The sequence below is a fragment of the Clostridium tunisiense TJ genome, assembly GCF_000300195.1.
Lineage (GTDB): Bacteria > Bacillota > Clostridia > Clostridiales > Clostridiaceae > Clostridium_J > Clostridium_J tunisiense.
This window is the reverse complement of sequence record NZ_AMQH01000014.1, coordinates 70,060-85,220: the sequence shown is the minus strand read 5'-3', so window position 1 is coordinate 85,220 and position 15,161 is coordinate 70,060. Positions and strand designations below refer to the sequence as shown.

The window sequence follows — 15,161 nt, the reverse complement described above, 5'->3', positions numbered from 1 at the left end:
GAGGGGGACAGGTTATGTACAAATTTAGAAATTCAATTTTTGTAAGAAAAAACATTAACGAGGTGTTCAGATTCTGTAGTGATTTTAAGAGGTTTTGTACAGTATGGAATGACATCCTCTCTATTAATAAAATCACAGAAGGTCCAGTAGTTAATGGGAGTAAGTACGAAAATGTTATACTTCATAATGGCAGAGATTTTAAGTATGAAAGTGAAATCATAGAGATTATAGATAACAGAAGGTTTATTTTTCATACCATTAAATATGGAGTTAAAGTAATTTATAGTTATGAGTTTGAAGAGGTAGATAAGGGGACTACCATTAATTTTAAAGGGGAGGTAATGTTTAAGGATTATCCGGAAGAGTTATCAAGGGATATTTTTAGTGTTATAGCGGAAGAAGATGAAAATCATCTAGAGATAATAAAAGCTTATTTAGAATCTGATGAGGAAATAGCAATATAGTGTTAAGTGTATAGTTTCAAATTAATAAGGGGTAACTCAAAGAGTTACCCTTTTAATTTATGGAAAAATCTGTTTTTAATTTAATTACCATGTTTCTTACAGAATTAACCTCATCAATCAAATCACTATTAGAGGGAGAAATATTAGTTTTTAAAATACTTTGCAAATTTTCGTCTCCAGTTTCGGTCCAATGATTGTAATTTTTCTGAAGGGAATCAAAATGATACATTAAATCAATGATTTGACGAAGTTCTAATTCAGTTAAATAATTTCTAAGAATAAGTATATCGTTAAACCATTGATTATTTATAATTATATTACTGATACATATTCTTAAATTGTTATTTAAATACAAGTGTATTTGCTGAATTATTTCAGTAGATTCTAGAACTTGAATCTCCAAAAGATTAATAACTTTAATAGATTGTTGTAGGTCATTATATTTTCTTATCCTTAGAAATATCCATAGTATGATTAAGGTAACAGTAGTTAAGGAGACAAATATTGATAGTGCTAAATTTTCGTTCATATTAAACATTGATAGGATTAAGAATCCAACTATTACTAATAAAATATCTTGTGGAAAATGAAAAAATTTTAAGCCATTCATTATACTTCACCTCATAAAAAATTTACTATTGTTTATATTCTACAAGACAATTGAAATTCCTCTATTAAAAGTAATATTTGTTATATTATGGATAAATAAAATGCAATTAATACATTGAAGGGGACATAATTTACTAAAGATATTTCCTTATAATATAAGTTCTTTTAGGTTACATCTAGTCACATTTTATGGTTATGAAATTTCCGTTGTATTCATGTTAGTAAAGAGGTAATATATTATTAGAAATTTATTATAATACCATATATATCATGTTTATTTATAAAGACTATATACAAGTGCAATTTGAAAGTTTAACGACGCTTTGGAAGGATAACTTTTCCATCCTCTTCAGGTGGGAGCCAAATCTCCTTCCAAAGCCCCTATACAAAATGAACTTGTTCGTTATTAAAAAGGAGATTTTATGGACGTAATTTTAGGTTTAATACTATCAGCTACTTTATTAATTTTTAGTGTGATTAAAGGTATAGATATTTTAGTGGCACTGACATTAGTTCTATGTATATTTTTAATTTTATCTATGAAAAGGGGATTAACTCTCAAGGAAAGTGTAAAAGTTGCTTTTAAGGGAGGAAAAAAATCCTTTATCGTTCTTCAAATCTTTGTGCTTATTGGAGCCATTATTTCTTTATGGATGGTTTCAGGAACGGTGCCAGCAGTAGTTTATTACGGAATTAAATTAATAAGTCCAAGTTATTTTATAATTAGTGCATTCCTTCTATCTTCATTAGTTTCATTACTTATTGGCACCTCTTTTGGGACTATTGGAACTGTAGGTATTTCACTAATGGTAATGGCTAGAGCAGGGGACGCAAATTTATTTGCTGTAGCAGGAGCAATATTATCTGGAGCTTATTTTGGAGATAGATGCTCTCCTATGTCCTCAAGTGCAAATTTAGTAGCAAATATAACAGAAACAGAGTTATATAGGAATATTAGGAATATGATAAAGTCTTCGATTATACCTCTAATCTTAACTTGTATTATATATACTTTTTTATCTTTAAGGCACCCCCTAGATTATAGTAACTCAAACATCATTATAGAAATAGTAAACTATTTTGATGTAAGTATCCTGGTTCTTTCTCCTGCTTTTATAATAATGGTATTATCCTTATTCAAGGTGAAAGTTAAAACTTCAATGTACATAAGCATGGCAACAGCTTCACTTATTGCATTCTTTATACAAGATTATAAAATAATAGATATAACTAAAACCCTAATTTGGGGCTTTAAGTTACAAGAAAATAATCCGCTTTTTCATATTATTAAAGGTGGAGGAGTCCTGTCTATGGTGAAGCTTTCTCTTATTGTTTTTATGTCATCAGCACTTAATGGAATTTTTGAAGGAGCTAATATGCTTGAGTTTATTCAAGAACCCATAAATAAAATAAAGAGAAAAGACTTATTGTTTTTAGTAACTATAGTTGTAAGCATTGTGAGTGCTATGGTAGGCTGTACTCAAGTACTAGCTGTGATGCTTACTAATATGACTATGAAGGGTTCTTACGAAAAAAATGGTATTGATAAATATAATCTTGCTATGGATTTAGAAAATACGGCAATAGTCATAGCCCCCCTTATTCCTTGGAATGTAGCAGTTTTAGTTCCATTGACAAATTTACAAGTTGGGCCAAAGGCAATATTATTTTCATTTTACTGTATTTTAGTTCCAATAGTTAATTTAATCATTTTATACTTTAAATCAAAAGTTCACATAAAAAGTGTTATTAATGGCAAAATAGGTAGTTAGGCATAATAAGTTAATAGTAAAGAGTCAATATAGTCTATAAGATTTTTAAAAATAATTCTATTTTATTGATTCTTATAATCAAATTTGAGCATGTTAATTTAACTTGTATAAATGCTTAAATTCGAATCACAAAATATTTTAAGAAGAATATAAATAAACTAGTTAGATATATTAAACTTGCTAGTTTATTTTTTTTATATAAAATATAAAATTACTTGTTATATTGTAACAAATTACCGATAAAATTAATAATATATTAAGTGAATTACTATTATTATGGAGGAGAGTATGCAACAGGCAACTTTTGCTAATATAATAGGTCCAGACATAAATGAATTTAGAGGTGAAGTTAATTACGCTTTACTAGCAACAAAGACCAATTATTGTTACGTACGTGGATCGAGCTCTGGCACTGGAAGATTTAGAGTGGATAGAAGATTTTTTGAGTATGTAAGAGGATTAAGATCAGTAGGAATACTTAGTGGAGCATATCATTATGCAGTGCCGTCAACAGATTTAACCACTGCAGATGCTCAGTGTGATGATTTTATAAGAGTTCTTCAAGAAGCGTATGGTCCTGGAAACTTTGGGGACCTATTTCCAGTAGTTGACATAGAAAGCCCACAGGATAAATCTATATCTACTGACAATTTATTAGATTGGGTAGACAGATTTAGAAAAAGGTTTGAAAGAAGAACGAGAAGAAGATTAATGATTTATACAGGACTATTTTTTATTCAACTATACAATAACTTCCGTCATTCAACTAAGGGATACATTCTATCAAATATGCCTCTTTGGATTGCTATGTATAAGGAAATTCCAAGTAATCCACCATTCCCACCTGATGCTGGAGGATGGACTAGATGGAGATTATGGCAGTATACAGAAAGTGGAACTATGGCAGGGGTTAACCCCCCAGTAGATCTAAACTATGGGCCAACGAACTTAGACTATTTGAAACCACCAGTAGCGGTTAAAAACTTTAAAGCTTATCCAAGAAAAAATGAAATAGTACTAAGTTGGTCTAAAAACCCTGATGTAGACCTAAATGGATATAACATTTTTATAAATTCTAATTATGTTACTACTGTGTCTAAGAATACTACAAGCTATACATTAAAGCTTGCAAAAACTCCTAGACCTAATGAACGATACGAAATGACAATTGAGGCCTTTGATGTGGATGGAGACTTCTCACCTACAAGGGCTAAGGCACAGGTTACTTTCAGAAGTGATGATATAAAGTATGATGATGTGGAGGATACTATGGTCAAGGATAGGTTGACTCAAAACTATATTAATAAAAATACAGGTTCACCTAGGGTTACTACAAAGAAAAAATATAAAGATCCTGTAGACAATATGCAACGTGAGTTTATTAGTAAGCAATCAGATAGAACAGAGTTCTTTGGGCAAGAGGAAGAATTTGATTTCTATAGTTTGCCCACAGAGGATTTAGATGAAAAAGAATTTAATGAATATAATTTTGAAGAAGATCAACAGATAGATATGGACAATGTCAATCCAAACATTAGATACAGGGAAATAGAAGGGAATTTTAACCAATATGAGATTAAGCCTGTGTTTAAATATTATTTAGATGAAGAGGATGAAGAATTTGATGAGTTTGATGAGCTTGATGATTTAGAGGAGTTCAATACTGTTCCAGTATTTAGTAATAGCCCTGATGACTTTAATGAAGACAACTATGATTTAAACTATGAAGATGAAGCATATTACCGTGAGGATGACCTTTATGAATATGATGATAAACTTACAACTGAAGATTACAACACCTTTAATGACCAAAATTTTGGTGATTATAACTTAATGATTAATCCAAAATATAATAAGTATATTAAGGATAATAGGCAGGAAAATAACACTAAAGTATGGGAACAAGAGAGTGATAATAAGGAAGAGGAATTTGAGAATAAGAAAGAAGATGGTTTAGAAAAACCAATTTTACAAACTTCATCCTTAAGTGATGAAGAGGAAAATAAAGATAAGGATGATAACTTTATAGTCTTTAACAATGATGTTGAAGATAAGATGCGCTATCGCAGAGTTATTGAAAATCAAATAGATTCTAGAAATAAAAAATGTAAGAAGTGCAAGAAATATAAAAAGAGTAAAAAGTACTGTTATAATTGTAAGTACTATAACAATCAATATGGATTAGAGTCCTATTCTCATGACAAAGATGAACATCACCATGATTATGAAAAGCACAATGATGATTATTTATACCATCCTAACTATCTTCCTAATGATCATCACAAAAACAAGAAGAAAAAGAAACATCATAGGGATTATTAGTTAAAATTATGAGATGAGTGTTAAAATATATAAAGAAAAATTGTTATAAGTATATAAATATGTAAATGTTGAATCCAGGGTTAATAGAAATTTAACCCTGGATTTTTATGAGTTTATATTTAAAACAATAACAATAAGATATATAGAATATCATAAAGAAACCTAAAAAAATTTGTTCTGTATTACTTTCGTTTCAATTAAAATCGTCTTTGGATATCTTTTAATGCAGAAATAATATTTGAATTTATATAAGATAATTATTTCTTACCAAGTGCGGCATGAACTTCTTTAAGTAATTGCCTAATAGGTAAGTTTTGAGGACATTCTTCCTCACATTTTCCACATTCAGTACAGTTTGATGCAGTTTGATTTTTGGGCATGAAATTATTGTAGGAATTTGAAGATGCATCTAACATGTTAAACATATGGCCCTCATTGTATAATTCAAAGTTCCTTGGAATATCAACTTCGAAAGGACAAGGTTGACAATAGTTACAGCCTGTACAATTAACTTTAGTTAGTCTTAGATAAGCGTCTTTAGCTTTATCCATAATCTCAAGTTCTTCACTGTTCATTGAATTTGAACTACAGGTGGAAGCAATTTGTAGATTTTCCTTGAGCTGCTCCATGGTTGACATGCCACTTAAAATTGTTGTTACCTCTGGAAAATTGTACAACCATTTTAATGCCCAGTTTGCTGGGGTTCTTGAACTATCATAACTTTCAAATAAATCTTTAACTTCATTTGGTGGGTTTCCAGCTAATTTTCCACCCTTCAGAGGTTCCATAATAACCACTGCCATGCCTTTTTCAGCTGCATATTTTAACCCTCTAAGTCCAGCTTGATATTCTACATCCATATAGTTTAATTGAATCTGACAGAAAGTCCATGGATAGCTATCGGCTATTTCATAGAAAACATCTTCTTCATCATGGAAGGAGAAACCAGCATACTTAATTTTTCCACTAGCAATGGCTTCATCTAGGAATTTAAAAACATTATTTTTCTTTAGGCTGTCAAAGCGCTCCTTATTTAAAGCATGCATTAAATAAAAGTCTATATAATCTGTTTGAAGTTTATCTAGTTGCTCATTTAAGTACTTCTCAAAATCATTATATTCTTTTACTAGCCAAACAGGGGATTTAGTGGCAAGTCTTACTTTTTCTCTATAGCCATCTTTTAGTGCTTTTCCAACTACAATTTCAGAATTTTTACCATGATAAGGGTAAGCGGTATCAATATAATTTACACCATTATCAATAGCATGTCTTATCATTGCTATTGCTTTATCTTCATGAATTTTAGAAGAATCCTTATCAATAACAGGAAATCTCATGCAACCAAAGCCTAAAGCTGATACAGTAAAGTTGCAGTTACCAAATTTTCTATATTCCATTTTATTCCTCCTAAACATTATAAAATTTAAGTATAACTTTACATTCTTAAAATAATATTAAATATATGGTAGATTTATTTCAGAAATATAAGGTTATATAAAAATAATTAACTCGTCTTTATATATTATAGCAGAAAAGCTTTTGAAATAAATGCACTAAATTCATAAATATGGTAAAATGTATTTAAATTTATTAATATGTAGGAGGACAATCATGGGAGAAGTAAAGAAATTAAAAACAAGAGGAGAAATTGAAGCTAAATATAAATGGAATGTAGAAAAAATGTATTTAACAGACGAGGTTTGGGAAGAAGATTTTAAAAAACTTCAGCAAATTGCACCTAGGTTAGGAGAATACAAAGGTAAGCTTAATGAAGCAAAGACTTTGTTAGAATACCTTAATAATTATGTAGAAGTATTAAGTTTGTTTGAGGACTTAGCAGTATATGCGCACTTAAGAGGGGACGAAGATACTGCAAACTCAAAGTATCAAATTATGAAAGATAAAATTTCTACTTATGGAGCAGAGTTTAGTGCCATAACCTCTTTTTTCATACCAGAGGTTTTAAAAATGAAGGAGAATCAAATTAAAAAACTAATTGACCAGGAAGGTGGATTAAAACTATATGAGCTCTTCTTAGAGCAAATTATGGAGAAAAAACCTCATGTGCTTTCCGAGGAGGAAGAGAAGATATTAGCCTCAGTTAGTGATTGCTTAAGTGCTCCCGGAAATATATTCGGAATGCTTACTAATGCAGATATGACCTTCCCAGTGATTAGAGATGAAGAAGGGAATGAAGTTGAACTTACAGAGGGAAATTATTCAGTATTTATTAGAAGCAAGGACAGGAGAGTTAGAAAAGAAGCTTTTGAGGCTTTATTTGGAACTTATGAGAAATTTAAAAATACAGTAGCAACTACCTATACAGCATCACATAAGAATTTTATATTTAAGGCTAAAACAAGAAAGTATAATTCCGCTTTAGAGAGTTCCTTAAAACCAGATAAAATTCCGGTAGAAGTGTATCATAATGTAGTTGATACAATAAATAAAAATTTAACTTCTCTTCATAGATATGTAGATATTAAGAAAAGACTTCTAGGGTTAGAAGAAATTCATATGTATGATTTATATGTTTCAGTTATAGATGCACCAGAATTTAACGTAGAATACGAAGATGGAGTAATCCTTTGTGAAAAGGCATTAGAACCATTAGGGACGGAGTATTTAGATATTTTTAGAGAAGGTATAGAAGAAGGCTGGATTGATGTATACGAGAATAAAGGAAAAAGAGGAGGAGCCTATTCTAGTGGAAGCTATAACTCCATGCCTTACGTTCTATTAAACTATAATAATCAAGTTAATGATGTTTCAACTTTAGCTCATGAAATGGGTCATAGTATTCATTCTTACTATGCAAGAAAGAATCAACCATATATCTATGCAGATTATGTATTGTTTTGTGCGGAAGTGGCATCTACAACTAATGAATGCTTGTTAATGGATTATTTAATTAAAAGTGAAAAAGATAAGGCTAGAAGATTATTCTTAATAAATCAACAGCTTGAAGGCATTAGAACTACAGTATTTAGACAAACAATGTTCGCTGAGTTTGAATTATTAACCCATGAAAAAATGGAAAAGGGTGAGTCTCTATCTAGTGAAGAATTATGTAAAATATACCATGACTTAAATGAAAAATACTTTGGCAAATCCATGGTAGTAGATAAAGGCATCGATATGGAATGGTCAAGAATTCCACATTTCTATAGAGATTTTTATGTATATCAATATGTAACTGGTTTTGCAGCAGCCAATTCCTTCTCACAAATTATATTAAATGGTACAGAAGAGGATGTAGAAAAGTATAAAGGTTTCTTAAAAGCAGGTGGAAGTGATTATCCAATTAATATTCTTAAAAATGCTGGGGTGGACATGACAACTCCAAAACCATTAGAAGATACTATAAGAAGATTTGATGAGCTTTTAGATATGCTTGAGAAGGAACTGGCTCAATAATATTTATTTATACTTTTTAATATCTACTACCAGATAACTTTATATTTTAAATCTAGTATTGTTTAAAAATGCCTCAAAAATAAAGTAGAGTAAAATATAGTAATATGAAAAAGTTTTAACTCACCTTTAAGTATTTAAATAATGCTTTTGGTGAGTTAAAACTTTAAATCTATAACTCGAATTAACATAAGATAGTACAAAATTGGAGATTCTTCGTATAATATTATGAAAGAATATATATGCGAGGGGTAATAATGGGTTTTATTTCTACAAGAAAAGATATTAAGGCATTGTCTATTTCTGTGTATCAAAATAATTTTGGTTTAATTAGAGAAAAAAGGAGTATAAATCTATCTGGACAGGAAGAAAAGATTTATTACTTAGATGTTTCAGAGTTAATAGAAGTTAACTCAATTATTGTGGAAAACATAGACGCTTATGAAATAAATTATGATTACGATATTATAAATCCTAGGGATGTACTAGAAAAATTTATAGGAAAAGAAGTAACTCTTTTTGATCCAGATAGTGGTAAGAAAGTTCATGGAGTATTATTATCAACTCAAGGTGGATACATCATAGAGGATGCTAAAACGAATGAAGTTTATGTAAGTCCTAAGGGGGAAATTATACTTCCGTGTCTCCCAAAAGGATTTGTATTAAAGCCTACCATAGCATTTAAAATTTGTTCCACAAACTTAAGAGAATTCACTGTGTCTTATCTTACCAAAGGACTTGTGTGGATGGCAAATTATACAATAGAGTTATATAGCCAGTATTTAAGTTTAAATTGCTATGCACAAATCGATAATACTACAGGAATTGATTTAAAAAACACAGAAGTAAACCTTGTGTCAGGAGATATTAAAAGATTGAAGGAGACACCTCCAGTAGTACCTTACTATGAAGCTAGTTTTATGGTGAAAACAAGTAGTGCAGTTGCTGGTGTATCTCCAACGGCATTGGGGGATTATTATATATATAATTATCCATTTGCTACAGACTTAAACAATAAAACTTCTAAGCAAATAAGGTTATTTTGGAGCAAAAATGTAAGATACACTAAGTATTACACAAATCCTTTTAATGGAAATGAATTAAGTACGATTATCGAATTTAAAAATTCAAGGGATAATAATTTAGGAGAACCTTTACCAAATGGAATTGCTAAGGTTTATGACACCCTAAAAGATAGAAATAACTTAGAGTTTATTGGTGAGGGAGAGATAGATTATACGCCAGAGGATGAATTAGTTAAATTAGAACTTGGAAAACCCTTTAACATTGTATTTGATAAGGTACAAACTGATTACAGAAGGCTTGAAGGTATTGAGGAGTATGAATATGAAATTACAATAAAAAATACTGGAAATGAAGAAGCTTTACTAAAGATTACTCATTTTATCCCAGGAGATTGGAAGATGATAAGTTCTACAGACAGATTTATTAAAAAAGATGCAAATACTATAGAATTTATTGTCAGTGTTCCACCAAAATCTGAAAAGAAAATAACCTTTAGATATGCTGTAATTGTTATAGAACCTAATAGAGTACAGGAATAAATCTTAAAAAGACTGCTAATCTTTTATTTAGCAGTCTTTTTACTGAAAAATTTAGTTTTAAAATTCAATGGCTATAAATTTAAATTTTAATGTGTTAGTTATTAGAAATGTAATTTTTACTTTTAACCAAGCTAATAAAGAATAAAGCTAAGATAAAGAATAGAGCACCATACAAGAACATGTACTTATAACCTAAGGTATCCATAATGCCACCTAATAGAGGGGGTGAAATTATAGCTGCCACAGAAGAAAATAAATAATATAGCCCTGTATAAGTTCCAATACTGCCTTTAGGGGCCATTTCTGCCACAAAGGGGTAAGAATTTATATTAATCATAGACCAGAAAAAACCAGAAAATAAAAAACAAACTCTAATGAGAAGAATTGATCTTAAAGTAGCTAGAATTATAAACACAATAATTAATCCAATGATCCCAGTTACTATAGCTTTTTTCTTTCCTAATTTCGTTCCAATAAGTCCAGCTGGAATTGCAAAGACTAAAAAACTTAAGGACATAAAGGCAAAAGACATAGATGCCATATTTGCAGGAACTCCTAAGAAGTTTTCTCCATATCTAGTAAAGAAAGTTTCAATGCCATTATAGCCAATAAACCAAGAACAAATAGCAAAGAGTAGATTTCTGATATTTTTATTTTTCAAACCACTAAGGATACCTTTTAAAATATGAACTTTCTCCTCTGAGGCTTTGTAATGTACTACATCTCTTTTTTCCTTAATAAAGAAAAATAACACTACGAAGGATAGTAAAACTAAAAAAGAAGCAAGGTAAAAAGGATAAGCCTTATTATACCCCCATAAAATGGAACCAATGAAAAAAGCTATAAGAGAGCCTATACCACCCATGAAATTAATTATACTATTAGCTTTACTCCTATTACTCTCATGAGTTATATCAGGCATTAAAGCTATTACAGGAGAACGAAATAAGCTCATAGATAGATTCATTAGAAGTATAAAAATAATTAAAGTTAAAAGAGTTCTATGGCTAGGAATGAGAAAAGTAAAAATAACTGCAAGAGGCATACCAATCATTAAGAAAGGCATTCTTTTTCCAAACCTAGTATCTATTCTATCACTAAAGATTCCTACCGTTGGCTGAATAAAAAGAGCTAAATAATTATCTACTGTCATAATAAAACCAATTAATGCAGAACTTTTAATAAAGTTACCAAGAAGTATTGGCATAAAAGCATTATAAACAGACCAAGTGATAGCTATGGCAAAAAAACCAAAGCCTAAAAGAAAAGTCTTTTTGTAATTAAGCTTTTCCATATAAATCCTCCATAACATTTTTAAGTTTATCGGGATAATTAGTAATGATTCCGTCTGTGCCGGATAAAATTAAATTCTTCATGATATTTTCATCATCAACAGTAAAAGGATTAACCTTAAGCCCTTTATAGTGAGCAGCTTCTATAATTTCAGGTTGTGCAGAGTAAAAATGAGGATGGAGAGCATTTGCTCCAATAGAAACACAATAGTTTTCAGGCTTATATAAGGCCTCCATGTATAAAATTCCTGTGTTAATTTCCTTTGAAACCTCTTTACATTTAACTAAAGAATAGTGATTAAAACTTGAAAGGATAACATTATCCTGAAGACCTTTTTTATAAATGAATTCTATTAATTTTTCTTCAATGTTAGGGTAAATAATAATTCCACTTTTAATTTCAAAGTTTACTGTAATATTTTTTTCTTTTGCTAAAGCTATAAGCTCCTCTACTGTAGGAATAGATGTAGGACTCGCATAGGTTTTCATATAACTTGATGCATTTAATTTCATTAGTTCCTTATAAGTGAAATCCTTAACAAGACCTATGCCATCAGTAGTTCTGTTAACATATTCATCATGGATTAATACAAGTACCCCATCCTTAGTCATTTGCACGTCAGTTTCTATGCCTGTTGCTCCCATCTCAAGGGCCTTTTCAAAAGCTATCATTGTGTTTTCAGGAAAATAGCCACTGGCACCTCTATGACCATAATTAATAATCATAATAAAATCCCCCCTTATTAATTTTACAAAATATATATTTTTCTTATTCCACAATATTAAGAAAAAACCTTGTGAATCCTATAAATAATTTATTAACTTAGTAAAGTTAGCAGCACTTAAAATAATTAACTTATATTTTAATAGTAAAGAACTCTTATCTAAATTAAGAGATTAAGTAATTTGAAAAAAAGCAGGGATAAATCGAATAACAACTAAAACTATAATATTTTATTAATAACTAAATAGCTCATAAGAGAAGATATAAATTATAGTAAATAGTGAAAATAAAATTAGTCTATAACACTAACTATATGAAGTTAATATTATAGACTATAATAAGTTTATTAAATTGTACCTAATTCAGGATTGCCAATGATGTTATCATCAGCACTAAACATTGAATTTTCTTCAGTAATTTTCTCAACGTGATTCATAGTAGAAGTTTCTTCATTCATTTCATTATAAATAGATTCCTCACTAGGTCTAACTTTAATACTATACTGGAAGGTAAAGTTTTCATGTCCATCACTTGCTTTAGGACTTACATATTTCTTTATATCAGGCAATATTTTATGAAAATTTCTAAATTTGCTTTCAGTTGGTCTTTTAATTTCTACAGTGCCACTACAGCAGCAATCATCGATATTTTCAATGTCTTCAACAATATTAAAATTACTCTTATCTAAGTTGCTTAGACATTTGCTGATTTGTCTTTTATGGGCTGTAGACACCATATCAGCAAGTCTATCTACAACAACAATGGCACCAACTACTGATAGGGTAGTTGTCAACATTTTACCTAACTTCATAATACCACTCCTTTTTTGAAATCCACTAGTTATAATATCTGTTTTCTATATAATCAAAGATAAAAATAGTTTGCCTTATTTAGAAATTTTTATGTTTGGTAATTATTCTGATTAAATGTAATAATTAGAAAAAATAAGTTGATATTTACTCCATTATTGAGCTAAAAAAACTTTACAATTAATTTTAAATTACATAAATAATTATCACAAATAAGGCAGAGAAAAGATTAATATTCTAAAATGGTTATTTCTCAATAACTGTAATGAAGTAGTTTAAGCCTTTTCTCTCAACATTTTCCGAAGCTTTTAATTCTAATTTCTTTCCTTTAAGTTGAGCAGCAGCCACCAAGTGACATAGGGCTATACCTAAATCAATTTTATTGATATGTTCTAAAGTTTGTGCAATTTTTAATCTTTTTACTCCATACAAGTGAAATAGGTTACCTTCCTTGTAAAATCTCCAAGGTTGGCTATTAATAGCAGATGGTGCATGCCTTACAGCATCCATAATAGAAAGCCAAGTCTCATCTAACTTTCCACAAACAATCTCATTAATTTCCTTGCGTTTTGTTGCAGCCACTAGCTTTGTTGTAGAATCATAGTATTTGTCAGGATCTGGTTCTATTTCTTCTGAAAGATTGTAGCTTAAATTTCTGGATTTAAATTCCTCAGGATTTAATGGATAACCAAAGGAAATAACTATTACTGGTATGTGATTTTCTGGAATTTCAATGATATCTTTTAATAAGCTCTTTTTAATAAATCCTCCAATCCAGCAAGTTCCTAGGTTTAAAGTAGTAAGTTTTAGTATTAGGTATTCTAATGAGAACCCTATATTTTCCATAAACCAAGGTTTTTCTTCCGAGGTGACTACAAGGTAGTGAGGTGCGCTAATCTTTCCATAACTTCCAACAATGCCTCTAGAAATGTTTTGAATTTTATATCCATCCTGAACTAAATGGACTTTCATTGAAATTGTAGGGTCAAGCTGAGGCATTGAATGAGTTAATTCCTCAATTTGCTTAAGCAGTCCATGGGCTAAAGGTTCATTTTTGTATTTTCTTACAGAACAGCGTTTATATATAGCTTCAAACAACGAATTATTTTCCATAAAATTACCTCACTATAATTTAATAATAATAGTATATGTAAAAAATTATATATTATTTTTGTTAAATAATGTATAATTATCTGATAAAATTATATATTTTAAAAATAATTGATATCACAAGGGGGAGAAAGTAGTGTTTAGAGAAATGAGACGTAGTGATAAGGCAATATCAGAAACAGAAGCAATAGATTTATTAACAAAAGGGGAGTATGGTATTTTATCTACAGTTGGAGAAAATGGATATAGTTATGGAGTACCACTAAGCTATGGCTATAAAAATGGGAATCTATATTTTCATGGAGCGACTGAAGGAGCTAAGCTAGAAAATTTAGCTTATAGCAATAAGGTTTCTTTTACAGTAGTGGGATCTACAAAAGTTTTACCCAGTGCTTTCAGTACAAATTATGAAAGTGTAATAGTATTTGGAACAGCTGAGTTTTTACAAGGAGAAGAGAAAATAGAAGGTTTAAAGGTAATATTAGAAAAATATTCTCCAGAATTTATGGACAGCGGTGTTAAATATATTAATAATGATGAAAATAAAACAAAGGTTTTCAAAGTTAAAATAGAGAAGATTACAGGAAAAGCAGGAAGAAGATAGCTTTAAATAAATACCAAGAAACTTTTTAAGGTAACCAAGTTAACTTTAAGCAATGTTAAAGTTAACTTGGTTACCCATTTTTTATAGTTAAATGTTCTGTTTTTTTAGCTTTTTCATTAAATCTTCCATATGGAACATGGAACTTTGAAGATTATTTATATTTGAGGTTCCATGATAAAAGTTGCTTTGTAAGTTATTAAAAACTGAAGTTTCTCTTGAAGTCAAAGAATTTTTAAAATTATTTTGGTTTTCTTCACTTAAATTATTGTAAATTTTCATTATTTCATTGGCAAATTCTAAAAGATTATCATTGATGGTGGTTGCTCTATTTTTGTAGTTGTTTTTAGAAATATAAAATCCAACTAAAATCACTATTGCTAAAATTAAAATACTAGGCATGATTATCTCCTTTTATTACACATATTTTCTATAGTATAAACCATAAGTTTAGTACAAACAATATAATTACTTTAATT

The 15,161-nt window shown here is 29.6% G+C and carries 12 protein-coding genes and 1 pseudogene; 6 read left to right on the top strand and 7 right to left on the bottom strand.

The window, feature by feature from the left end:
- Positions 1-14: 14 nt before the first annotated feature.
- Positions 15-464, top strand: a complete 450-nt coding sequence (locus C661_RS0115495; protein ID WP_017416262.1) for an SRPBCC family protein — start codon at positions 15-17, stop codon at positions 462-464.
- Between the two features lie 52 nt (positions 465-516).
- On the opposite strand, the gene C661_RS0115490 is transcribed toward C661_RS0115495, so the two are convergent.
- Positions 517-1,074: a hypothetical protein gene (locus C661_RS0115490; RefSeq protein ID WP_017416261.1), complete on the bottom strand. Its 558-nt coding sequence runs from the start codon at positions 1,072-1,074 to the stop codon at positions 517-519.
- A 421-nt stretch (positions 1,075-1,495) separates the two neighbouring features.
- Here C661_RS0115490 and C661_RS0115485 point away from each other — a divergent pair, with 421 nt between their 5' ends.
- Both C661_RS0115485 and C661_RS24310 read left to right on the top strand, forming a co-directional pair.
- On the top strand, positions 1,496-2,845 hold the full coding sequence (locus C661_RS0115485; RefSeq protein ID WP_017416260.1) for a Na+/H+ antiporter NhaC family protein: 1,350 nt from the start codon (positions 1,496-1,498) through the stop codon (positions 2,843-2,845).
- A gap of 288 nt (positions 2,846-3,133) precedes the next feature.
- Positions 3,134-4,069, top strand: a pseudogene (locus C661_RS24310) (glycoside hydrolase family 25 protein); the annotation flags it as partial.
- Between the two features lie 1,355 nt (positions 4,070-5,424).
- Here the strand turns inward: C661_RS24310 and C661_RS0115475 are convergent.
- Positions 5,425-6,564 carry an aldo/keto reductase gene (locus C661_RS0115475; protein ID WP_017416258.1) on the bottom strand — a complete coding sequence of 380 codons (1,140 nt, stop codon included), beginning with the start codon at positions 6,562-6,564 and terminating at the stop codon, positions 5,425-5,427.
- 214 nt (positions 6,565-6,778) lie between these two features.
- On the opposite strand from C661_RS0115475, the gene pepF reads away from it, so the two are divergent.
- Together pepF and C661_RS0115465 are read left to right on the top strand one after the other, a co-directional pair.
- Entirely contained in the window at positions 6,779-8,584 is a 1,806-nt protein-coding gene (gene pepF / locus C661_RS0115470; protein WP_017416257.1) for an oligoendopeptidase F, read from the top strand.
- Positions 8,585-8,838: 254 nt separating this feature from the next.
- Positions 8,839-10,146 carry a DUF4139 domain-containing protein gene (locus tag C661_RS0115465; RefSeq protein WP_017416256.1) on the top strand — a complete coding sequence of 436 codons (1,308 nt, stop codon included), beginning with the start codon at positions 8,839-8,841 and terminating at the stop codon, positions 10,144-10,146.
- A gap of 94 nt (positions 10,147-10,240) precedes the next feature.
- Here C661_RS0115465 and C661_RS0115460 read toward each other — a convergent pair whose 3' ends face one another.
- From C661_RS0115460 to C661_RS0115445, 4 genes are all read right to left on the bottom strand, one after another.
- Positions 10,241-11,440: an MFS transporter gene (locus C661_RS0115460; protein WP_017416255.1), complete on the bottom strand. Its 1,200-nt coding sequence runs from the start codon at positions 11,438-11,440 to the stop codon at positions 10,241-10,243.
- The gene (locus tag C661_RS0115455; RefSeq protein ID WP_017416254.1) at positions 11,427-12,164 is read right to left on the bottom strand and encodes a glycerophosphodiester phosphodiesterase; all 738 of its coding nucleotides are present in this window, start codon (positions 12,162-12,164) and stop codon (positions 11,427-11,429) included. The genes C661_RS0115460 and C661_RS0115455 overlap by 14 nt, the downstream gene beginning before the upstream one ends.
- Positions 12,165-12,508: 344 nt before the next feature.
- The gene (locus C661_RS0115450) at positions 12,509-12,973 is read right to left on the bottom strand and encodes a hypothetical protein (protein ID WP_017416253.1); all 465 of its coding nucleotides are present in this window, start codon (positions 12,971-12,973) and stop codon (positions 12,509-12,511) included.
- 244 nt (positions 12,974-13,217) lie between these two features.
- Positions 13,218-14,084, bottom strand: a complete 867-nt coding sequence (locus tag C661_RS0115445; protein WP_017416252.1) for a nitroreductase family protein — start codon at positions 14,082-14,084, stop codon at positions 13,218-13,220.
- A gap of 133 nt (positions 14,085-14,217) precedes the next feature.
- Between C661_RS0115445 and C661_RS0115440 the strand changes: the two genes are divergently transcribed.
- The gene (locus tag C661_RS0115440; RefSeq protein ID WP_017416251.1) at positions 14,218-14,685 is read left to right on the top strand and encodes a pyridoxamine 5'-phosphate oxidase family protein; all 468 of its coding nucleotides are present in this window, start codon (positions 14,218-14,220) and stop codon (positions 14,683-14,685) included.
- An 87-nt stretch (positions 14,686-14,772) separates the two neighbouring features.
- Here C661_RS0115440 and C661_RS0115435 read toward each other — a convergent pair whose 3' ends face one another.
- Positions 14,773-15,084, bottom strand: coding sequence for a hypothetical protein (locus C661_RS0115435; RefSeq protein ID WP_017416250.1), 312 nt, complete (start codon positions 15,082-15,084; stop codon positions 14,773-14,775).
- Between the last annotated feature and the right edge of the window lie 77 nt (positions 15,085-15,161).

What these genes read in the sequence shown, in the direction of transcription:
- C661_RS0115435 (WP_017416250.1), bottom strand. Translation starts at nt 15,084, where the DNA reads ATGCCTAGTATTTTAATTTTAGCAATAGTGATTTTAGTTGGATTTTAT.
- C661_RS0115465 (WP_017416256.1), top strand. Translation starts at nt 8,839, where the DNA reads ATGGGTTTTATTTCTACAAGAAAAGATATTAAGGCATTGTCTATTTCT.
- C661_RS0115485 (WP_017416260.1), top strand. Translation starts at nt 1,496, where the DNA reads ATGGACGTAATTTTAGGTTTAATACTATCAGCTACTTTATTAATTTTT.
- C661_RS0115450 (WP_017416253.1), bottom strand. Translation starts at nt 12,973, where the DNA reads ATGAAGTTAGGTAAAATGTTGACAACTACCCTATCAGTAGTTGGTGCC.
- C661_RS0115490 (WP_017416261.1), bottom strand. Translation starts at nt 1,074, where the DNA reads ATGAATGGCTTAAAATTTTTTCATTTTCCACAAGATATTTTATTAGTA.
- C661_RS0115495 (WP_017416262.1), top strand. Translation starts at nt 15, where the DNA reads ATGTACAAATTTAGAAATTCAATTTTTGTAAGAAAAAACATTAACGAG.
- C661_RS0115455 (WP_017416254.1), bottom strand. Translation starts at nt 12,164, where the DNA reads ATGATTATTAATTATGGTCATAGAGGTGCCAGTGGCTATTTTCCTGAA.
- C661_RS0115460 (WP_017416255.1), bottom strand. Translation starts at nt 11,440, where the DNA reads ATGGAAAAGCTTAATTACAAAAAGACTTTTCTTTTAGGCTTTGGTTTT.
- C661_RS0115475 (WP_017416258.1), bottom strand. Translation starts at nt 6,564, where the DNA reads ATGGAATATAGAAAATTTGGTAACTGCAACTTTACTGTATCAGCTTTA.
- C661_RS0115445 (WP_017416252.1), bottom strand. Translation starts at nt 14,084, where the DNA reads ATGGAAAATAATTCGTTGTTTGAAGCTATATATAAACGCTGTTCTGTA.
- pepF (WP_017416257.1), top strand. Translation starts at nt 6,779, where the DNA reads ATGGGAGAAGTAAAGAAATTAAAAACAAGAGGAGAAATTGAAGCTAAA.